Origin of the sequence: Methanogenium marinum (assembly GCF_028912405.1) — an archaeon.
Classification (GTDB): Archaea; Halobacteriota; Methanomicrobia; order Methanomicrobiales; family Methanomicrobiaceae; genus Methanogenium; species Methanogenium marinum.
Genome location: NZ_JAKELO010000002.1, coordinates 757,620 through 778,539 on the forward strand (window position 1 = coordinate 757,620; position 20,920 = coordinate 778,539).

A 20,920-nucleotide genomic window follows, 5' to 3' on the forward strand; every position below is an offset into this window, starting at 1 on the left:
GAGAGTATCTACCTAGATTTGATCAGTGTCTATATATGGGATATGATATATTTTCAGGGCAGAGGAACAGACGAGAGTTCCCCAAAGTGCGTCCGGTAACGTGCCGCCATCCGTTCCCAGTCGGCGAGATTTGTCTGGCACCCCGCTTTTTCCACCACAAACGAAGCCGCTGTTGTGCCAATTTCAACTGCCGTCACCGGGTCGTACCCCCGTTTTTCCGCCGTCAGAAAACCGGCACGGAATGCGTCGCCTGCACCCGTCGGATCAGCGAGCGTCACCGGTATTGCCGGCACATGCACCTCTTCTCCGTCCTGATACAGGAGACTTCCTTCACCGGACATGGTGATAATCACCCGCGGCACCATCGCAATCAGTGCTTCACGGGAGAACCCGCCGATTGCACAGATGCCTTCAGCCTCGTGACGGTTCACAAACAGGAGATCTGTTCGCTTCAGAATCTGGGCAATCTGATCACGGGAGAACCGCACCAGGTCCTGCCCCGGATCAAACGATACCCAGGACGCCTTCTCTGCAACACGGACACAGAAATCCGGTTCAGAGGGTGCAAGATGCACACGGTCCAGAGTCGGCGCTTCAGCATCGTTGAGTGCTTCTGATGCCCCCCACTCAAAGTAGGTGACCTGATCATCCGTCCCGTCATTGAAGAGATAACAGGTCGAAGAGTGCATATCCGGTTTTACAATAAACCGTCGCAGCACCCCGAGCTTTGTCAGCCAGTGATCATACTCGCTCCCGGCAAAATCGCCGCCGACTGCTGTTACCAGTTCTGCAACACCGCCCAATGTGGCAATGCCTGCTGCAATATTTGCTGCACCGCCGCCGTAGAGGACCTTGTGTGCAGTAATAAATGTAGAATGGTTCTTTGCAATCAGTTCAGGAACCGTAAAGAGATGATCAGTGGTGGTGTGACCCACAACTGAGATCATTTTATCAGTTCAACCTCGAGAACCTTCAGCGGAATGTCACGCAGTGCGTCGCCGACAATAGATTTTGCAATACGTTCTGCATGTGCTTCAGACTCTGCCTTAAAGACCTTCATCTCAAGCGTCAGCCCCACAAGTGCAATATTTGCCACAATAAGGGCATTATTCAGTTCTTCTTCACAGAACGGGCATATTGCCTGTCCTATCTCAATCTCAACAAACTTGGCCTTCGGGTTCAGCCGTTTTCCAGCCTCGGATATTGCAATGCCAATGGCATCGTCAAGGGTATCCACATCGCGAATAACCCATCCGGATTCCAGTATAACGTGATAATCACTCATTGTTTCTTACCTCTTACCAGATATTTTCGTGTACGTGCTCGCCGATGGGCATCCTGCCGGCGTTTGACGGTGGCAGATGACCTTTTCCTGCCGCAAGCAGAACCAGCGGACGGATATGCTCAGGAAGTGCCAGTGCTTCACGAACCGCTTCTTCATCAAAGGCACCCGTCCAGCAGGTCTGAAGACCTGCCGCATGTGCACCAAGCATCATATATGTCGCTGCAATCGTTGCGTCCTGCACCGCATAGAGAATGCCTCTTTCCCCATACTGTGACATCGAACGCACATAATTCGCACACACGACAAAGACACAGGGTGCCTGAATCAGGTGCTGCTGCTGAAACGCCGCGTCAGAGAGACCTTCCCTGACACTCACATCTGTTACTGTAACAACATCCCACGCCTCGCGGTTGCCCGCAGAAGGAGCCCGTTCCACCGTAAGGAGGACTGCTGCTATCTCTTCAGATGTGAGTTCTTCGTCCGAATACTCACGGACAGATGAACGTGTCCGTAAAAATCCGAAAAACTCAGATGAATTCATTGTTAGAAAGGAACTCCCATGCTTCCTGTGCGGGAGTCGTGGTAAAGCTTACTGCATCACCAAGCTTCTGGGATGCCTCAGCGAAATTGTCTGACTCAATACGGGAGATTGCCTCACTCACACAGTCTGCTGCCTTCTGGAAATTTATGTTCTTCGTCACATTGAATCCAAGCATAAGATTCGACCGGAAGAGTTCCAGAAAGTTCGTCGTCACGCGTTTTGCAGCGACTTTCTCTGCCCCTTTATAATCATACAGCGTTGCAACAATTTGTGATGCGGCGATAAGTTCGGACTTTGACCGCTCAGAAAATTGATACTCTGCAACTGCTTCTTTTGCATTCATCACAAAACCTACCGATAAACTCATATAAAAATGGGAGGGGTAATCCTATCACCCCACTATCAATATTATCTATTTGGAGCCTTTAATGGAAGCCGGGGAGCGGCGAATTCTCCTGCGGAAGCGAGGATCATTCTCAGGCCCTCTGCCACGGCCACGTGCATTACGTCCACCGCGTCCTCCACTGCGTCCACCCCTGCGGCCATCATCCTGTGATGCCTTCAGTGCTTTCTTAAGCTGGTTTCCAGTTTTAAACCGCTGGTTTGGACCGGGTTTCTTATAATTTGTCTCCTTTCCCGGGACAAGTCTGACCTGACCCGATACGCTTTTAATTTGCGTCCATTTTGTGGTACCAGTTTTTCCCATAGAACAACTCCTTACTAATTAACACAGGGAAACGGATAAATGTAACCGAGAGAGGGGTGACCCCCCCCTCAGACTACCTTTCCCACTTCCTCTTTCAACAATTCAGATATAACTTTGCCGTCTGCCCGTCCGCGAAGTTCTTTCATCACAACCCCCATCAGGGGCCCAACCGCACGCATGCCCTGTTCACGGACAAACGCTTCACGATCTGCAATAGCAGCGCAGATGGTTGCACGCACCTCTTCCCTGCTGACAGACGGTGCGACGGTGCTGATAGCAGCATCAATATCCACCCCTTCCGAGAGGGCACGGATAACCGGCGGGATGGCTTCCTTCGCAACCGTTCCTGTCTCCACGCGCACAAGAAGATCAGTGAGCGCTTCACCCGGCACTGCAGAAACATCAGCACCATCACGGGAGAGTTCCTTCAGGGTTCCCAAAATGGTGTGCGCTGCAAGAGAGGACTTCACACCCCGGCTGACAGCTTCCTCGAAGAGTCCACACAACCTGGAGTAGACCATCTGGCGGGCAAGGGATGCGTCCAGTCCCATATCCCGCACATACCGGTCTGCCTTCTCCGTCAGGAGTTCCGGGAGCAGGAGAGCGTCATAATACGCATCTGTCACCACAACCGGCAACACATCCGTCTCCGGATACATCCGTGCAGCACCAGGGAGGGGCCGCATATATGCTGAACTGCCCTCCTCAAGCATCTTCCTGGTCTCCTCAGGCACACCTTCGCGGGCCATCTCTGCACGCCGTTTGATCTGCTCAATCGCACAGGTGACCCGCTTCTTTGTGTCCGCGACAAGGATGACACAGTCATTTGGCCCTGCACCCACCGCTTCCTTCAGCGAGGCAACCTCATCTTCGGTGACGCCGTATGCAGGCAGTTCATCGGTGTGAAAGAGTCCTCCCACACCGCATTTCTTTGCATAGTCGGACATCTCACTTCCCAGACGTCGGCCGGGCTGAATCTCACAGCCGACAAGACCGTTGAATCCACGGAGACAGACTGCACGAATCACTTTTGCCCGCTTCAGGATGGATGAACCCGTATCCTTAAAGAGAGCGGTCACATCATGAGATTCCTCATCCACCGAGGCACCCCGTGCAAGAAGTTCATCCCGGATGGCAACGAGACTCACCTGACGCTGCACCTCACGGCGGACCACTTCTTCAATGAGCCGGAGTTCCTGTACCCCTTTCAGTTCAACACGGGAACCCTCACGGATAGAGATATTCACATCCTGCCGGATGGTGCCGATGCCACGTTTCACCTTCATCGTCGAACGCAGCAGCATCCCGATGTAGGCCGCAACATCATGCACCGCTTCCGGCGTATGCATATCAGGGGCGGTGGTAATTTCAGCCAGAGGAATACCCAGACGGTCAAGGGAGAACGAGTCACCCTCAATCCGCTGGGCTGCCTCCTCTTCAAGGCAGATGGATTCAATCCGCTCCCCTGTCGGAAGCGAACCGTTGAGTGCCACAAGACCGGTCCGCTGGAACCCACTCGTATTCGAGCCGTCGATGACCAGTTTGCGCATCACATGCACCTGTTCGACCGGTGTCATGCCCATCATCTTTGCAATGGTCAGAGACAACGCCAGCGCCTCGGGGTTCAGGGGTGCGGGCGGTTCTTCGTCGTTTTCCACAAGGCAGGTGGTATCATACGCGTAGTAGGAGAACGGGCGCATGACCATCATCTCCTCACGGGCGGCCCGGTCAATTTCACCCATCTCGGATACCGTCGCCCTGAGATAGCGGAAGAACTCACCGGTGTGCTCTTCCACATCCCGCAGGACGGTCGGACAGTGGCAGAAGAGTTTCTCTGCCGTGTCGAGCTGCTGATGAATTTCAATGCCTGCCTTCAGGCCCAGTGCTGCATAATCAAAATCCATTGTATGAACACCTCCCAAACTCACCACGAAGAGGCGTTGCCATCAGGCGGGCCGCTTCTTCGGTATCTGTCGTCTGCCCGAGAACCCACATCAGTTTGACGTAGGCCACTTCAGGCAGCATATCCTCACCCTCTACAACACCTGCCGCGAGAAGGTCTCGCCCGGTGTCATAGACACGGTCACATACGCGGCCGTTGAGACACTGGGAGGTCATCACCACAACCGTCCCTGCATCCGTTAACGAACGCAGCGCCTCAATCACCGGAACTGAGGTATGCCCCAGGCCGGTGCCGGAGACAACAAGGCCGCGGTATCCATCAAACGCATGAATCACGTCCGGGTTCATACCGGGATAGAACGTGACAAGCCCGACCTTCTCCTCGAGACGGGCGGAAAGCACCGGCTCGGTGTCCGGCCGCCTGCGCACCGCATCCTTTGAGAGCGTCACATCAAGGGACGGATAGGCAACCGACCCCACCGGCGCCATACCAATACTCTGGAAGGCGTCACGCCGCGAGGTGTGCATCTTACGTACCCGCGTTCCCCGGTGGATGGCACAGGTGTCGTCATTGGTGGACGAATGCATGACGACTGTCACCTCACCAAGGTCTGAGGTTGCCGCAGCAGCACTCGCAAGGCCGTTCATCACATTGTCACTGGACGGCCGGTCAGCAGACCGCTGGGACCCGACAAAGACCACCGGCACCGGTGTGTCGAGCATAAAGGAGACTGCGGCAGCGGAGTAGGCCAGTGTATCAGTCCCGTGGGTCACCATGACTCCTTCGGCACCGTTTTTAATCTCGTTGCAGATGCTTGTTGCAAGGGTCTGCCAGATAGCAGGCGTCATATTCTCTGAGAGAATCGTTGCGAGCACCTCTGAGCGGAACTGAGCGATATCCGCAAGACCGGGAATCGCACGCATGATGTCATCGGCCGTAAACTGACTTGTCACCGCACCTGTCCGGTAATCCACGCGGCTCGCAATCGTTCCCCCGGTGGAGATGATTGAAAGCTGTGGGAGGGTGGTGTCCTGTTCAACGACCATTCCCACTCCCTCTGTTATCTCTGCCGGTGCGACCACGGTCAGGCATGTTGGGTCAACACCGATATTGTATCCACTGATCAGTTTAATGACCGCCATTCCGTCGCGGTCAGTAATGTATGTACCTGCAAGGTCTGTACCTGCATATCTGCAGACAACCTGCGTTCCCGATTCCATCATATTTTATCAACCAGTTTCCGTGCTTCCCGGATCATTGTATCTTCTGCATCCTGCAGACGTTTCTGTTCTGAACGGACCCATATCCGGTCCTCTTCGAGGGCGAGGTTCCGCATTGTGATTGCTCCTGCCACCGTCTCCGGTGCCGGACCGCCGGGTGCACTGCGCATCCGCACACTGACATCCACATCCAGCGCCTCTTTTATTCGCTCCTCAGTAAGGCCACGCTCCACAAGGGAGATGCCGGAGAGTTCCTGTGCTGCTGCTTCAAGAACGATAAGATCAATGACACCGCTCCTGATAGCACGGCCGATAATATTGTGAGCCTCCCTGAACGGCAGACCAAATTCCCGTACGAGTACATCCGCAAGCTCGGTGGCCGTTGAAAAGCCCCGGCCTGCCTCTTCACGCATCCGGTCTGTATTGAAGGTGGCAGTGCTGATGATACCACAGGCGATACCGACACAGGCACCGGACTCAGACACTGCCCGCCAGAGGGAGGGAGTCACGTCCTGCAGGTCACGGTTATAGCTCATCGGAAGTCCCTTCACCGCTGTGAACGCTGCCGTGAAGGCTCCCGCCACAACACCGCTTTTGCCCCGCATGATCTCTGCAGTGTCCGGGTTCTTCTTCTGTGGCATAATCGAACTGGTTGAGCAGTATGCATCGTCCAGTGTGACAAACCGCACAAAGGAGGAACTCCAGAGCACAATCTCCTCTGCCATCCGGGAGAGGGTGGACATGAGAATCGTACATGCGGAAGCTGTCTCAATCACAAAGTCGCGGGCAGATACCGCATCCATCGTATTGAGCATGAGGTCAGTAAACCCAAGGAGTTCCGCTGTCATCTCACGGTCAATCGGGTAGCCGGTGGAGGCAAACGCCGCCGCACCGAGAGGGGACCGGTTCACCCTGATATAGGCATCAACCAGACGCTCAAAGTCGCGGGAGAGTGCCTGTTCATAGGCCATAAGGTAATGCCCGAGTGTCGTGGGCTGGGCATGCTGGAGATGGGTAAATCCCGGCATCACCGTCTCCGTGTGATTTGCCGCCTGCTCCAGAAGTGCGGCACGGAGATTTGCTAACCCCTCCAGATGTGAGAGCAGTTCTTCACGCAGACGGATACGGATGCAGGTTGCCACCTCGTCATTCCGGGACCGCCCCATGTGAAGCCGTCCGCCCTTATCCATCCCTGACGCAGCGATAAGACATGCTTCAATTCCGGCGTGCACATCTTCGTACTCGTCATCAAAGACCGTCTCCGGGACACCGTTTTCATACATTCCAAGCAGTGCGGCCATGACCGCTGATGATGCTTCCCGTTCGATGATCCCCTGACGGTCCAGCATCAGGAGATGGGCTACATCCACCCTGATATCAGCATCAGCAATCCACCGATCTGCATCCATTGACGAGAGGAAGGCAGCCACTTCAGCGGGCCGTCCGCCCGTAAGCCGCCCCCTCCTCACCGGATCGCTCGACATATTTCAGTTTACTCCTGCCTAATGTATACGAAACGAAAAATGTTAAAGCAATGCATTTTCGGGAAATGTGCCCCCACCAGATAAACAACAACCCAAATAATGTCTAATTTGTAGCACAATTAGACATATATGTCCAGATTATTGACGAGAATGGAATATATTTAATAATTGGTAAAAAAACATCATATGTTCAATCATACATTAGGAGAACATACTATGAAATCAAAAGGACTCTTCATCCTGGCAATTTGTGCCATTGCAGCAGTACTGCTTGTGGCGGGCTGCACTGACACTGGCACTACAGAAACTGAGAAAGATACCCTCTCCTTCGGCTACCAGCCGTCAACCCACCAGATTGCATACATGATTGCAAAGGAGAAGGGATGGTGGACAGAGGATCTCGCATCATTCGGTATAACCTCTATTGAAGACCACAAATTCCCAACCGGCGCACCTGAGATGCAGTCCATGCTCTCAGGCGACATCGATGTCGCATATGTGGGCGCAGCACCTGTTATTTCAGCGCTTGCAACCGGCCTTGACGCAAAAATCGTCGCTGCCGTGCAGGTGAACGGATCTGATCTTGTTATCCGGCCCGAATTCACCTACACCAGCCCAGAAGACATGAAAGGGCTCACCATCGCCACATTCCCACCGGGCACCATTCAGGATACCCTCCTGCGTGACTGGCTCCAGACAAACGGCATTAACCCCGACACCGACGTAGACATCCGCCCAATGGGCCCGGGTGACGCAACCGTTGCCATCTCAGAAGGTGCAGTTGACGCAGTATTCCTGCCGCACCCCGCCCCTGCCACCATCGTCGCTGAAGGAAACGGATATATTGCTGTCCACTCCGGTGAGATGGAAGCCAACCATGCATGCTGTGTTCTCGTTGTCTCAGGCGACCTCATCCGCAACCACCCGGACATGGTGGAGCAGATTATAAAGACCCACATCAAAGCGACGGATTATGCCATCGCAAACCAGGACGAGGCAGCACAGATATACTACGACATGAACAAGGTTGACATAGCAGTCATCCAGGATTCGTTTGCCACATGGGACGGACGCTGGATAACAGACCCATCCACCATCATCACATCTGTTGTTGATTACACCACAGTTCAGGCAGATCTTGGCTACATCGACCACCCGCTCACCGAAGATGAAATCTTTGACCTGTCCTTCTACCAGAAGGTAACAGGAGCCTAACCTTTTTTTTCCCTGCCTGCACAATTCATGAGAACAGACCGGGAGATCTATTACCCGGCACGCACCGTGGAGAACTCACCAATGCGTACAACAAAAAGAAACACCTACCGAAACATCCTGATCCCGCTCGCCTCAGTTGCGGCGGTCATCATCATATGGCAGATTGTTGCCGTCTACGTAGTCGGAAACACGTTTAAACTGCCCAGTTTCACCGAAGTTGTTGCCGCTTTTATGACCGACATGTTCGGTTCGCGGGGCACCCTCCCTGAAGACATTGCGGTGAGTCTGTATCACTTTGCAATCGGCATGGCAGCGTCACTCATCATCGGCATTCCGACAGGAATCTGCATGGGATGGTTCCGTGACCTCGACATCGCACTGAACCCGATTGTCGAAATAATCCGTCCCATACCACCCCTGGCGTGGATCCCGTTTGCCATCATCTGGTTTGGCCTCACGCATGCCGCCGCAGGATTCATCATCTTTATCGGTGCTGTCTTCCCCATCATCATCAATACCTACACCGGATTTCGCAATGTGCCGAAGGTATTCATTGAAGCAGGGAAGGTGCTCGGGTGCACGAAGAATACCTCTCTTATCAGAAAGATTGGATTCCCCTCAGCAATCCCCGAGATCACCGCAGGCATCCGTGTCTCTATGGGTATCGGATGGATGTGTCTTGTAGGAGCTGAAATATTCGGAGCAGGCACCGGCAAATACGGACTGGGAAAGAACCTCTGGACCTATTACAACCTGCACCAGATGGACAGCGTTGTTGTCTATATGCTGGTCTTAGGCGTCATCGGCATTATAATTGACATCCTCTTCCGGCATTATGTGAACAAACAGACTGTCCGCTGGCAGAACAATATGGAGTGACACATACCACATGTCAGTTGTATCAGTTCAGCATGTAACGAAGCTCTTTGCACGCGATGAAGGAGAACCTACCATCGCCCTCAAAGACGTGAACCTGGAGATCGAAGAGAAGCAGTTCATCTGTATCGTCGGTGCATCCGGGTGCGGAAAGACGACCCTGTTACGTATCATTGCAGGGCTTGAGACCACCACAGAGGGTGCCATCCTCCTCGACGGAGTGCCTGTTGAAGGGACGGATACCGATCGCGGCATGGTATTTCAGGAATATTCCCTCTTCCCATGGAAGAGCGTCATCGACAACATCGCATTCAGCCTGGAGATGCAGGGCATCCCAAAGGCAGAACGCCGACAGATGGCGGAGAAATACCTGAAAATCATCCATCTCGAACAGTTCAGAGATGCCTATCCGCACGAACTCTCAGGGGGTATGCGCCAGCGTGTCGCCATTGCACGGGCACTTGCAAATGATCCGAAGGTTCTGTTGATGGACGAACCCTTCGGCGCACTGGACGCACAGACAAGAAATGTGATGCAGCGCGAACTCCTGGAGATCTGGGCAGAGACTCAGAAAACCATCATATTTGTGACGCACAGCGTGGACGAAGCCGTGTTTCTTGCGGATAAAATCGTTATTTTGAGTCCACGGCCCGGTAAAATTGAAGAGGTCATATCCGTTGATCTCCCCCGCATGCGTGACCGTACCGCACCAAAATTTGCAGAGTTTCGTAAACACATCCTGGAATCGATGGAAAAGAGCGCAATCATTCGGTAAGGTATATATGGATATATTTCCATTTTTTATAGCGCATTTATTCATAGAGGAGATATAAGCAATGGTCCGAAAACCAGCAGTAATGTACAGATCGGTTAAAAAGAGGGCATACACTCGCCGAAAATATATGGGCGGTGTCCCCGGGAGCAAAGTTGTGCAGTACGATATGGGCAATCTGCAGGCCGATTTCCCGGTTGCTGTCTCAATTACCGTCGATGAGAAATGTCAGATTCGCCATACCGCAATGGAAGCAGCCCGTATTAATATTAACAGGAAGCTTGTCAAGGATATTGGCAGAATGAATTTTCACCTCAAACTGCGCACCTACCCGCACCACATTCTCCGTGAGAACAAGCAGGCAACCGGTGCCGGTGCTGACCGTGTCTCACAGGGTATGAGATCGGCATTCGGTAAGCCAGTGGGCAGTGCAGCACGTGTTGAAGTAAACCAGAAGATCTTCACCTGTTACACCACAGAGGCAAACGCTGATAAGGTGAAGGAGATCATGAAGCACGGTATCTACAAGCTTCCGTCTCCTGGTAGAATCATCGTTGAAAAGCAGAACTAATCTGCCGAATATTACCCCATAGGGGGTATATACTTTTTTCAATTATCACCGTTCACATCTCAACAGATATACAGAATGGGGAAATATTTATGCCCGAATTAACAGATCATGAGAGACTGCGCACTGCTGTCCATGAGGCAACCACCGCTGCACTGAGAGAGGCAGAGATTCACCTCCCGGACGATGTGAAAGCAGCACTTCGTGCAGCATATGCCGCAGAAGACAACCCGGTTGCAAGAAGTGAACTGGAAGCCATTTTTGAAAATATCAAAACCGCAGAGGAACGGAATGTCCCGATATGCCAGGACACCGGCGTCCCTGTCATCTATATCACCATCCCGCCGGACGTCCCGTTCACTGACGCTATCACCGAAGGCGTGCAGGACGGCGTACGGCAGGCAACAACAGAGATTCCCCTCCGCCCCAACGTTGTCTCCCCGTTCACACGGGAGAATACCGGCGACAACTGCGGCATGGGAATGCCTGCAGTGCATATCACACCGGGGGAGACATTCACCCTCACCGTGCTCCCAAAAGGTGCCGGTTCAGAGAATGTTTCTGCCCTGAAGATGTTTCTGCCATCCGAGACGGGAAAAATAGCGCAGTTCATCACCGAGATGGTTCTCCATGCCGGGGGAAAACCATGCCCACCCGTTATCCTGGGGATAGGCATCGGCTCCACCGCAGACGGGGCTACAGCGCTTGCAAAAGAAGCACTCCTCCGCCCCCTTGGCGAGATGAACATACTTGAACAGGAAATATATGATGCCGTAAACGCCCTTGGCATCGGCCCAATGGGTCTGGGAGGAAAGACCACCTGCCTTGGCGTCCGGATACGTGAGGGAGGGTGTCATACCGCGTCCCTCCCTGTCGCACTCAATGTTCAGTGCTGGGCCGCACGGCGTGCCACGGTTGAGGTGAACTATCCATGAAAAACCTCTCCACACCCCTGGGAGACGAAGTTCTCACACTCAAAGCAGGCGAACGGGTCACCCTCTCAGGGATGATTTATACCGCCCGCGATGAAGCCCACCTGCGCATGCAGGAGGAGGGCATTCCCTTTGACCCAAAAGGGGCGGTTGTCTACCACTGCGGACCGGTGGTAAAGGACAATAAAATCATTGCTGCCGGCCCCACAACCAGTGCACGAATGAACGAACTCTCCGGGTTCCTCTTTGATGCAGGCGTGCGGGCACTCATCGGCAAAGGCGGCATGGGCGATATCGTACGGGAAGAACTGCGGGGCAGAGGCGTGTATCTTGCCTTCACCGGCGGATGTGCAGCTTTGGCGGCATCACGGATGACCCTGAAAGGCGTATTTTTCGAAGATTTGGGAATGCCGGAAGCCGTCTGGGCCATAGAATGCAGAGAACTCCCCCTGACCGTAGCAATCGATGCAGAAGGAAATGACCTCTTCCGTGACGTCCGTATGCGCTCAGATAAAATATTTCATAAAATATTCTGATTTCTCCTCTTTTTAGACCATCAGATGCGACTGTCGATACCTTTAGTAAAGTATTGGAACAATATATAAACAGGACGTGCCGGATGAAACTGAAGATCGATGAACAGCGGTGCAAGGGGTGTAATCTCTGCACCACTGTCTGCCCATACAATATATTCCAGGAAGGCAGGAAACTTAATGAACGGGGCATTATTGTCCCGATCCTTGACCGGCCACAACGATGCACAAACTGCCGTCTGCGCCATCTCTACGGAAGGCAGTTATGCGGTGCATGCCAGATGATCTGCCCGGACCAGGCAATTTACTGGGTCGAAGAAGATCCCTATTCAGAAGAGAGCGTGGTGATTGAGTTTTGAGCAAAATAGAATTCATGCAGGGTAACAGGGCATGCTGCGAGGGAGCACTTGCCGCAGGATGTAATTTCTTTGGCGGGTATCCGATTACTCCGTCAACCGAGATTGCAGAACTGATGGCACTGAAACTTCCGAAAACCGGAGGCACCTTTATCCAGATGGAGGATGAGCTTGCGAGCATGGGGTCTATCATTGGTGCATCGTGGACGGGTGCCCGTGCCATGACCGCCACATCCGGGCCGGGTTTCTCCCTTATGATGGAGAATATCGGCTATGCGGTGATGACCGAGACTCCCTGCGTTGTCGTTAATATCCAGCGGGGCGGCCCCTCAACCGGTCAGCCAACGATGTCTGCACAGGGTGACATGATGCAGTGCCGATTCGGTTCTCACGGAGATATGGCAACGATTGCCGTTGTACCATCAACCGTGCAGGAGATGTATGAACTTACGGCGAAGGCATTCAATCTCGCCGACCGGTTCCGCGTCCCCACCTTTGTGATGTCGGATGAGACTATCGGCCATATGCGGGAGAAGATTGTCATCCCGGAAAAGATCGACATCGTGCCAAGAAAACCACTGGAAGAAGGAAAACTCCCCTTCGAGGCAGATGAAGACGGTGTCCCCGGTTTTGCACAGTTCGGGAGTGGCCACCGGGTGCATGTCACCGGGCTCACGCACGACGAACGCGGATATCCGGATACAACAGACCCGGACGTCCACGAAAAACTGGTGAAACGGCTCTATAACAAGGTGGAATCAAAACGTCACGAGATAGCCGATTATGATGCAGTCAATACCGATGCAGAAACAGTCTTTATCACCTACGGCCCCTGTGCCCGCACGGTCCGGCAGGTGCTGCATGACCACCCGAATGAGGAGATCGGCCACCTGAACCTGAGGATCGTCTGGCCCTTCCCGGAGGACACTATGAAACTCTTTCCCAATGCAAAGACCTTCATCGTACCCGAACTGAACCTGGGCCAGATGGTACGCGAAGTGGCCCGCCATACAACCGGCGAGAAGGTCGTTTCCATGCCGAAGATTGGTGGCCATATTCACACACCGGATGAACTCTATCGCGCAGTGGAGGCAGAGAAATGAGTACCCGTGTCTTTGAAAAGTGGTATCGGGAAGACCGCCTCCCGCACATATTCTGCACAGGATGTGGCAACGGCACCGTGATGAACTGTGCCATCAAAGCGGTGGACACCATGCAGTGGGAAATTGACGACACCATCTTCATCTCCGGCATCGGCTGTTCCTCCCGTGCACCGGGATACATCACCACCGACTCCCTCCATACCACCCATGGGAGAGCACTGACGTTTGCAACCGGTGTGAAGATGGCCAACCCTGATCTCAATGTCGTGGTATTCACCGGAGACGGTGACCTCTCTGCCATTGGCGGCAACCACTTCATTCATGCATGCAGGCGTAACATCGACATGACCGTCATCTGCATGAACAATATGATCTATGGCATGACCGGCGGACAGGGAAGCCCCTGCACGCCGGTAGGGAAAATTTCCACCACCACCCCTTACGGGGCAACGGAACCCACCTTTGACCTTGCAGGTCTTGCCGTTGCAGCCGGGGCAAACCACGTGGCACGATGGACATCCTATCACACAAAAGAACTCACCAAGGCAATCGAGACCGGTCTCTCCACCGAAGGGCTCTCCTTTATTGAGGCAATGGTGCAATGCCCGACTGCATACGGCAGGAGAAACAAACTCCGTACAGTGACCGATATGGTGGAGTGGATGCGTACGCATTCCATCCTCCTCCAGAAAGCCCGCCGGATGGAGGCGGAAGGAAAAAGCATCCCCGAGGACTTTTTCACGGTCGGTGAATTTATCCACCGGCAGCGCCCGGCAATGGGGGTAAAGAGATGAGGCACGAAGTTCTCTTCTCCGGATTCGGCGGACAGGGAGTTATTCTCTCAGCGGTTATTCTCGGACGGGCAGCGGCCCTCTACGGGAATAAGTACGCGGTGCAGACACAGGTCTACGGGCCGGAGGCACGGGGCGGTGCATCGATGAGTGCGGATGTCATTGACGACGAACCGATTCTGTACCCGAAGGTCACCTCACCTGATATCTATGTTATAATGTCCCAGCAGGGATTTGATAAATACGGGTCAGACGTACCGGATGATGCCCTCATGCTGGTTGATTCAGAACTGGTGCTCTCCCGACCGGAGTGCACCTGCATAGAAATCCCTGCGACAACAGAGGCAAAAGAGAACCTTGGCCGGGTCATCGTTGCAAATATTGTTATGCTCGGTGCCCTTGTCGCTGCAACCGGTGTGGTCTCAGAAGATGCCATCGAACGGGCAGTCCTTGACAGTGTCCCAAAAGGAACCGAGGACCTGAACCTCAGGGCTCTCCACCGTGGATTTGAACTCGGAAGAAAGAAATAAAGATATATACTGAGGAAATAACGGATGAAACTCCTTGAATTTGAAGCAAAAGAGATATTCAGAAATAACGGAATCCCAATCCCCGAAGGTGTGGTAATCAAAAGCCCGGACGAACTCCGGCGTCACCTGAACGGATTCACGGACGAAGTCGTGGTAAAATCACAGGTGGACGTAGGAGGACGGGGAAAGGCAGGCGGCATCATTGTCACGCAGAAGGCAGATGCAGTCGAGGCCGCCAGACATCTCTTTTCCTTCCCTATCAAGGGTCTCATCCCGAAGGCCATCCTTGTGGAAGAGAAACTTCCGATTGATCACGAATACTACGTGAGCATTTCCATCGACCGGACAACACGCCAGCCCATGATTCTCTTTGCAGAGACGGGCGGTGTCGATATCGAGGAGACCGCACGTACCGGAGGACCGGAAGCCCTCCGGCGGGTCGGATTCTCACCACTGCTCTCTGAAGTTCCGGGCTTTTTAATGCGCCAGATACTGGGGACCGCACCAAAAGAACTCGGGCCTGTCATAAACAATCTCTACAAGGCATTCTGTGCATCAGATGCTCTCCTCGCAGAGATTAACCCCCTCGTGACGACATCGAGAGGGGTCTTTGCCGCAGACGCAAAACTCATCATCGATGACAATGCCCTGATACGTCAGGGAATTACGGCAAACCGTGACCTGACCCCACGGGAACGCGAAGCAGAGGAGAACGGGTTCTCCTATGTCGAACTGGAGGGTTCAATAGGCGTCATCGGAAACGGTGCGGGCCTCACCATGTCCACTCTTGATCTTATCCAGCACTACGATGGCAAAGCGGCAAACTTCCTCGATGTCGGTGGCGGTGCCGGACGCGAACGGGTCATGAAGGCCGTCCGTCTGGTGGCAGGCATGCCGGATGTCAAAGTCATCGTGGTGAACCTCCTCGGGGGTATCACCCGGTGCGATGAGGTGGCAAAAGGCATCATCGATGCGGGTATCGACCAGCACGTCATCACCCGCCTTGCAGGGACGAACGAAGAGGAGGGCAAAGCACTCCTTGCCAAAAACGGCTACCAGATGCTTGACACGATGGAAGATGTTGTGAAACAGGCAGTGAAGGAGGCAGCAGCATGATATACGGTGACCATACGACCGGCATTATTGTTCAGGGGGCAACCGGCAACCAGGGTGCATTCCATATCAATCTGATGAACCAGTACGCAAAGGAGACCGGTGGACGTGGAGTTGTCGCAGGCGTCACCCCCGGCAAAGGCGGCCAGAAGGTGCATGGCGTCCCGGTCTATAACAGCGTCCGTGAAGCAATGGCAGAAAACGATGCATCAACCTCGGTTCTCTTTGTGCCCGGATTTGCTGCAGGAGACTCCATCATGGAGGCAGCAAGTGCCGGTATTGAACTCATCACCGCAATCACCGAAGGCATCCCGGTGCACGACACCATGCGGGCGCTTGCCTTTGCCCGGATGGAAGGGTGCACGGTTATCGGGCCAAACTGTCCCGGCACCCTCTCCCCCGGCGAACTGAAACTCGGCATCATGCCACCACACCTCGCGATGCCCGGCAATGTGGGAATAATCTCACGCAGCGGAACGCTCACCTATGAAGTCATCAACGAACTCACACGGGCCGGCATCGGGCAGTCAACCGTCGTCGGCATCGGCGGTGACCCGGTTATTGGCCAGACCTTCACCGATGTGCTCGAACGGTTTGAAGCAGACGCACAGACAAAGGCCGTTGTCCTGATAGGTGAAGTGGGCGGAAACCTCGAAGAGGAAGGGGCAACCTCAACAGATCTTCCCCTTGTCACCTACATCGCAGGCATCTCTGCACCGCCGGAGAAACGCATGGGTCATGCAGGCGCCATCATTGAAGGCGGAGAGGGAGATGCGGTGTCAAAGATTGCACGCCTCAGAAAACTTGGCATCCCGGTTGCAGGGAAGCCTTCTGATATTCCGGCACTCGTGCGGGAGCTTCTATGAGCCAGACGATGCTGAAGGCAGCAGCGGCACTCGCAGAAGAGGTCAGTGCAAAAGCAATCGTCTCCTTTATTGATCCGATGGATTTCACCTGCGACATCCCGGTCATATGGGTGCAGGACCTTCAGCTCGATGTCCTGCGTGACCTTACCATGCACGACATCCTGGAAATTTCCGAGCGGCATCTGCACGATGCAGCAGTTCAGATATATATCTCCCAAAAGTATGAATTCGGAAATGTTATCGGTGTCTTTCCATATGCCATCTTAGTCTATGACATCAACCAGGAAAAGGAGTTTATCAGTGTCAGGGAATTCGATGACCTGGTACCACGGGGCGTGATGACAGCGGTCCTCCAGCTTGCCCTTGAAATTGCAGTTGAAGGGCGTGAGGGCCGTTCAATCGGCACTGCGTTTATCATCGGCAACACCGAGGAGATTTACAACCACTCCCACTCGGCCATCATCAACCCGTATCAGGGGCACATAAAAGAGGTACGCGATATCACCGACCGGACAAACTGGGAAAGTGTGAAGGAATTCGCTCAGCTGGACGGTGTCTTTGTGGTGGACACCACCGGATCCATCCAGGCAGCCGGCCGGTATATCGATGTCAAAGGTGATGACCTGACTCTTCCTCATGGTATGGGAGGAAGACACCGTGCCACCGCATCCCTCACCCGCATCATCCCTGCAATCGGAGTCACTATCTCTGAAAGCGGTGGGATGGTTCGTGTATTTAGAAACGGTGAATGCTGGCTCACCGTCCGGTCTGATGTCCGGATTAAAAACTAATTTTTTTTGTTCCCGGTTCAGATTCATTTTACGTTTAGGAAAGGCTCACTAAGAATTGAGTGGGAAATAAATGGGTATTAATTGTCATTCATTCCGGCTGCTGATTTGTCAACAAATCATTATTCATTCCATCAGAAATTGATTATTACATCAATTGATATTATTTTACGGTTTTTTATTGACGAATGGTATCTAAAAAACAGGGAATTTAGTATTGCATCTATTAACTGAAGTATTGCTCAAACGGGAGATATCTTTTATATCCTTTCTTTCTGTCGAAAATTAATCCGGCTTTAATGTCATCACCTGTTACAACGTATATTATTCTGTAATTGCCAACCCTCATCCTGTACATTGGAGGTTCTTTATGATCAACTATTGGAATCACATCATGATTTTCGGTAAAAGGATCCTCTAAAAGATTATCAAGAGCATTCTTAACCTTCAAAATGTCCGTTTTATCAAGTTTTTTCAATTCTCTTTTGAATCTGTTTGAAACTTTCAGGTGGTATGTCATACATAGTCATCCCAGTCAATCTCTGTGAATTTCTCATTTTCAAAGATTTCCCGGTATTCCTTATTACGTATCTGAATACAGTGAGACTTTACAAGCCGCATGACAATATCATCATATGTCTCTCCTTTACTTCCGATCTGTTTTAAAAGGTCTTTTGTTTCCGCTTTAACAGAAATAGATGTCATAGAACTATAGTTGAACTGAGAAATAATTAATTTTTTCCGGATGCAAATTCTTCGTTGCAGATTTTTACATCACCCTGTCTCCATACTGTTTTGCAAACAGGAATCTTTGAGGAAATAATTCGTTTTTACAGGATCTCTCAGCAGACCGGACAACGATTATTGTATCCCACCGCCCCTCTGACCTCAGGATTGTGGATATAGTGTGTATGCAGTGAAGGATGGAGCAGTCCAAAAGGAATAATTAACAGGATGATTAGCAGGAGGGGAGTCTGACTGACGAGAATGATACCAGTACATATCACTCCCAATCCGGATCACCTTTGTGTCGATAATCCTGCAGTGCAGCGAGACCGTTTGTCCGACAGTTTCGTGAGACTGTATTTGTCCACAAATGAAGAAAGAGTCCCCTTTTTTGTAACGGACAATTACCCAGAGTAATTATTTACCTCAAAGGAAATTCTTATCTGATAAAGAACCCACCTTCTTATTATCTATTTGGAGTTCGTGAATATCGATGGTACGAAATATTGCAGTTGAAAAACTCAACGAATTGCCCCTGAACAGACAGAAACTGGAACTCGCAGAACGCAAATGTATCGGCCACCCTGACAGCCTTGCAGATGGTATCGCAGAATCGATATCACAGGCTCTTTCACGGGCATACCTGGACGAATGTGGCGCTGTGCTTCACCACAACACCGACCAGGGCGAGATCGTTGCCGGGGAGTCACTCCCGAAATTTGGCGGCGGTTGCGTCACACGTCCCATGTATGTGCTTCTTACCGGACGTGCAACAAAGACCTTTGACGGCGTGACGATACCCACCGATGCCATAGCACTCGAAGCTGCACGAAATTATCTCTCCAACACGCTGGAATTCCTGGACATGAACAAAGACGTCATCGTTGACTGCCGCATGGGAACCGGTTCATCAGATCTCCGTGATGTCTTCCGTGCATGCGAGAAAAAACACCTTCCGTATGCAAACGACACCTCATTCGGAGTGGGTCATGCACCATTCTCTGACCTTGAGAATGTCATCCTTGCCGTGAGTAACCACCTTGACGAGGTATACCGGCCAAAAAACAAGGTCATCGGAACAGACATCAAGATTATGGGTCTGCGCCAGGAAGAAGAGATGAACCTCACTCTCTGTGTGCCGATGGTTGACCGTTTCTGTGCTGACATGAACGACTACAAAGAGGCAGTCACCCGGGTCGGGGAAGAGGTGCAGAAAGTCGCCTCCGGAATTACTGACCGCCGGGTAACCGTGGATATCAACACCGGCGACAACTACGAGAAGAAGGATGCCATCTTTTTGACCGTCACCGGTACGTCTGCTGAGATGGGAGACGATGGATCTGTTGGCCGGGGCAACCGTGCAAACGGTCTTATCACCCCGCACCGCCCGATGAGCATGGAAGCCACCAGCGGAAAGAACCCGATTAACCATATCGGCAAAATCTACAACCTCCTCTCCACCGAACTCGCGCAGCAGTGTGCACAGGAACTTGACGGCATTGAGGACCTCTATATCAGACTGCTCTCACAGATCGGACGGCCGATTGACCAGCCGCTCGTCGCAGGTGCCCAGTTTGTGGCAGCAAAAGGGGCAGATGAAGCCGCCATCAGCCGCGGTATCGAAGAGATTATCGATGCAGGTCTTGCAGACATCACCTCAATCACCGAGCGGGTCATCCGCGGTGAGATGAAGACCTTCTAAAACAACCCAAACAGAAACGAAGCTTATGACAGACGAGACACACGAGCACATACGGCTTGCCATCCCAAACAAAGGACGCATATCAGACCCGATTATTGACCTTCTGGAAAAAGGAGGACTCCATCTCCATAGTTCATCCAGCCGTAAGCTCATCGCACCGACATGTGACCCGGCTGTTGAAGTGCTCTTTGCACGGCCGATAGACATTCCCGAATATGTGGCAAACGGTGCTGCAGACCTTGGGATTACCGGCCGCGACATGGTCCGTGAACGGGGAGCATCGGTCACCGAGATACTGGACCTGAAGATGGGCAGTGCCACGCTTGTGCTTGCAGCACCGGAGGATTCGGGTATCCGGACAGCAAAAGACCTTGCCGGCAAACGCATTGCAACCGAATTCCCGCATACAACAGAGGAGTTCTTCCGGGAACGCGGAATACCGGTAAGTCTCTTTCCCGTCAGCGGCGCCTGCGAAGCAACGCCCTATCTCGGTGTCGCCGATGCAATCGTGGATTTGTCCAGTTCAGGCACGACCCTGAAGACGAATCATCTCATGGTTCTCGAAGAAATTCTCCATTCAACGACCATTCTCATCGGGAACAATGATGCAATGCAGCACAGGCGGGGGAAGATTGATGAAATCACCCTCGCACTGGAGAGTGTAATCTCGGCCCGCGGCAAGTGCTACCTGATGATGAATGTGAACCGGGACTCACTCAGTGAAGTGAAAGAGGTGCTGCCGGGTCTGGGCGGACCAACGGTGATGGACGTCGCATCAGATGAAAGTCTCGTTGCGGTGCATGCAGTGGTTGATGAAGAACGGGTATACCAGCTTATTACCCGCCTGCGAAATGCCGGTGCACGGGATATTCTTGTCATGCCGATTGACCGGCTCATTCGGTGAAAAATA

General features: G+C 52.7%; 25 protein-coding genes. 15 read left to right on the forward strand and 10 right to left on the reverse strand.

Translation table 11 applies throughout. The features are described 5' to 3' along the window. Nucleotides 1-53: 53 nt before the first annotated feature. The 8 genes from L0665_RS03980 to argH all read right to left on the reverse strand — a co-directional run bounded on the left by L0665_RS03980 (nucleotide 54) and on the right by argH (nucleotide 7,139). Nucleotides 54-947, reverse strand: a complete 894-nt coding sequence (locus tag L0665_RS03980) for a carbohydrate kinase family protein (protein ID WP_274924414.1) — start codon at nucleotides 945-947, stop codon at nucleotides 54-56. Further along, nucleotides 944-1,285: a DUF555 domain-containing protein gene (locus L0665_RS03985; RefSeq protein ID WP_274924415.1), complete on the reverse strand. Its 342-nt coding sequence runs from the start codon at nucleotides 1,283-1,285 to the stop codon at nucleotides 944-946. The genes L0665_RS03980 and L0665_RS03985 overlap by 4 nt, the downstream gene beginning before the upstream one ends. Before the next feature lie 13 nt (nucleotides 1,286-1,298). After that, complete coding sequence (locus tag L0665_RS03990; RefSeq protein WP_274924416.1) at nucleotides 1,299-1,826, reverse strand: nitroreductase family protein; 528 nt, start codon at nucleotides 1,824-1,826, stop codon at nucleotides 1,299-1,301. Continuing rightward, a complete protein-coding gene (locus tag L0665_RS03995; protein ID WP_274924417.1) occupies nucleotides 1,813-2,169 on the reverse strand; it encodes a hypothetical protein in 357 nt (118 codons plus the stop codon). Before L0665_RS03995 ends, L0665_RS03990 begins: the two co-directional genes overlap by 14 nt. Nucleotides 2,170-2,238: 69 nt before the next feature. Then, nucleotides 2,239-2,532, reverse strand: coding sequence for a DUF5350 domain-containing protein (locus tag L0665_RS04000; protein WP_274924418.1), 294 nt, complete (start codon nucleotides 2,530-2,532; stop codon nucleotides 2,239-2,241). Nucleotides 2,533-2,600: 68 nt separating this feature from the next. Next, nucleotides 2,601-4,436 carry a Glu-tRNA(Gln) amidotransferase subunit GatE gene (gene gatE, locus L0665_RS04005; protein WP_274924419.1) on the reverse strand — a complete coding sequence of 612 codons (1,836 nt, stop codon included), beginning with the start codon at nucleotides 4,434-4,436 and terminating at the stop codon, nucleotides 2,601-2,603. Continuing rightward, the gene (gene gatD / locus L0665_RS04010) at nucleotides 4,426-5,655 is read right to left on the reverse strand and encodes a Glu-tRNA(Gln) amidotransferase subunit GatD (protein WP_274925714.1); all 1,230 of its coding nucleotides are present in this window, start codon (nucleotides 5,653-5,655) and stop codon (nucleotides 4,426-4,428) included. Before gatD ends, gatE begins: the two co-directional genes overlap by 11 nt. Further along, nucleotides 5,655-7,139 carry an argininosuccinate lyase gene (argH, locus tag L0665_RS04015; protein WP_274924420.1) on the reverse strand — a complete coding sequence of 495 codons (1,485 nt, stop codon included), beginning with the start codon at nucleotides 7,137-7,139 and terminating at the stop codon, nucleotides 5,655-5,657. The genes gatD and argH overlap by 1 nt, the downstream gene beginning before the upstream one ends. Before the next feature lie 216 nt (nucleotides 7,140-7,355). On the opposite strand from argH, the gene L0665_RS04020 reads away from it, so the two are divergent. From L0665_RS04020 to L0665_RS04080, 13 genes are all read left to right on the forward strand, one after another. Continuing rightward, a complete protein-coding gene (locus L0665_RS04020; protein WP_274924421.1) occupies nucleotides 7,356-8,354 on the forward strand; it encodes an ABC transporter substrate-binding protein in 999 nt (332 codons plus the stop codon). A gap of 81 nt (nucleotides 8,355-8,435) precedes the next feature. Then, nucleotides 8,436-9,233: an ABC transporter permease gene (locus L0665_RS04025; protein ID WP_274924422.1), complete on the forward strand. Its 798-nt coding sequence runs from the start codon at nucleotides 8,436-8,438 to the stop codon at nucleotides 9,231-9,233. A 10-nt stretch (nucleotides 9,234-9,243) separates the two neighbouring features. Further along, entirely contained in the window at nucleotides 9,244-10,005 is a 762-nt protein-coding gene (locus L0665_RS04030; RefSeq protein WP_274924423.1) for an ABC transporter ATP-binding protein, read from the forward strand. A 61-nt stretch (nucleotides 10,006-10,066) separates the two neighbouring features. Then, on the forward strand, nucleotides 10,067-10,573 hold the full coding sequence (locus tag L0665_RS04035) for a 50S ribosomal protein L16 (protein ID WP_274924424.1): 507 nt from the start codon (nucleotides 10,067-10,069) through the stop codon (nucleotides 10,571-10,573). Nucleotides 10,574-10,662: 89 nt separating this feature from the next. Then, nucleotides 10,663-11,505 carry a fumarate hydratase gene (locus tag L0665_RS04040; protein ID WP_274924425.1) on the forward strand — a complete coding sequence of 281 codons (843 nt, stop codon included), beginning with the start codon at nucleotides 10,663-10,665 and terminating at the stop codon, nucleotides 11,503-11,505. Beyond that, nucleotides 11,502-12,038, forward strand: coding sequence for a FumA C-terminus/TtdB family hydratase beta subunit (locus L0665_RS04045; RefSeq protein ID WP_274924426.1), 537 nt, complete (start codon nucleotides 11,502-11,504; stop codon nucleotides 12,036-12,038). The genes L0665_RS04040 and L0665_RS04045 overlap by 4 nt, the downstream gene beginning before the upstream one ends. An 83-nt stretch (nucleotides 12,039-12,121) precedes the next feature. After that, entirely contained in the window at nucleotides 12,122-12,394 is a 273-nt protein-coding gene (locus tag L0665_RS04050) for a 4Fe-4S dicluster domain-containing protein (RefSeq protein ID WP_274924427.1), read from the forward strand. Continuing rightward, nucleotides 12,391-13,494, forward strand: a complete 1,104-nt coding sequence (locus L0665_RS04055; RefSeq protein WP_274924428.1) for a 2-oxoacid:acceptor oxidoreductase subunit alpha — start codon at nucleotides 12,391-12,393, stop codon at nucleotides 13,492-13,494. Before L0665_RS04050 ends, L0665_RS04055 begins: the two co-directional genes overlap by 4 nt. Further along, nucleotides 13,491-14,288 (forward strand): thiamine pyrophosphate-dependent enzyme, encoded by a 798-nt coding sequence (locus L0665_RS04060; RefSeq protein WP_274924429.1) that lies wholly within the window; start codon nucleotides 13,491-13,493, stop codon nucleotides 14,286-14,288. Before L0665_RS04055 ends, L0665_RS04060 begins: the two co-directional genes overlap by 4 nt. Then, nucleotides 14,285-14,815 carry a 2-oxoacid:ferredoxin oxidoreductase subunit gamma gene (locus L0665_RS04065; protein ID WP_274924430.1) on the forward strand — a complete coding sequence of 177 codons (531 nt, stop codon included), beginning with the start codon at nucleotides 14,285-14,287 and terminating at the stop codon, nucleotides 14,813-14,815. The genes L0665_RS04060 and L0665_RS04065 overlap by 4 nt, the downstream gene beginning before the upstream one ends. A gap of 24 nt (nucleotides 14,816-14,839) precedes the next feature. Beyond that, nucleotides 14,840-15,931 (forward strand): succinate--CoA ligase subunit beta, encoded by a 1,092-nt coding sequence (locus L0665_RS04070; protein ID WP_274924431.1) that lies wholly within the window; start codon nucleotides 14,840-14,842, stop codon nucleotides 15,929-15,931. Continuing rightward, nucleotides 15,928-16,794: a succinate--CoA ligase subunit alpha gene (gene sucD, locus L0665_RS04075; protein ID WP_274924432.1), complete on the forward strand. Its 867-nt coding sequence runs from the start codon at nucleotides 15,928-15,930 to the stop codon at nucleotides 16,792-16,794. Before L0665_RS04070 ends, sucD begins: the two co-directional genes overlap by 4 nt. Continuing rightward, entirely contained in the window at nucleotides 16,791-17,585 is a 795-nt protein-coding gene (locus L0665_RS04080; RefSeq protein WP_274924433.1) for a DNA integrity scanning protein DisA nucleotide-binding domain protein, read from the forward strand. The genes sucD and L0665_RS04080 overlap by 4 nt, the downstream gene beginning before the upstream one ends. Nucleotides 17,586-17,808: 223 nt before the next feature. Here the strand turns inward: L0665_RS04080 and L0665_RS04085 are convergent, their stop codons facing one another. Together L0665_RS04085 and L0665_RS04090 are read right to left on the reverse strand one after the other, a co-directional pair. Continuing rightward, nucleotides 17,809-18,102, reverse strand: coding sequence for a type II toxin-antitoxin system RelE family toxin (locus tag L0665_RS04085; RefSeq protein WP_274924434.1), 294 nt, complete (start codon nucleotides 18,100-18,102; stop codon nucleotides 17,809-17,811). Then, nucleotides 18,099-18,287: a DUF7557 family protein gene (locus L0665_RS04090; protein WP_274924435.1), complete on the reverse strand. Its 189-nt coding sequence runs from the start codon at nucleotides 18,285-18,287 to the stop codon at nucleotides 18,099-18,101. The genes L0665_RS04085 and L0665_RS04090 overlap by 4 nt, the downstream gene beginning before the upstream one ends. 514 nt (nucleotides 18,288-18,801) lie before the next feature. Here L0665_RS04090 and L0665_RS04095 point away from each other — a divergent pair. Continuing rightward, complete coding sequence (locus tag L0665_RS04095) at nucleotides 18,802-20,010, forward strand: methionine adenosyltransferase (RefSeq protein WP_274924436.1); 1,209 nt, start codon at nucleotides 18,802-18,804, stop codon at nucleotides 20,008-20,010. A 25-nt stretch (nucleotides 20,011-20,035) separates the two neighbouring features. Further along, nucleotides 20,036-20,914, forward strand: coding sequence for an ATP phosphoribosyltransferase (hisG, locus tag L0665_RS04100; RefSeq protein ID WP_274924437.1), 879 nt, complete (start codon nucleotides 20,036-20,038; stop codon nucleotides 20,912-20,914). The last annotated feature ends 6 nt before the right edge of the window (nucleotides 20,915-20,920 follow it).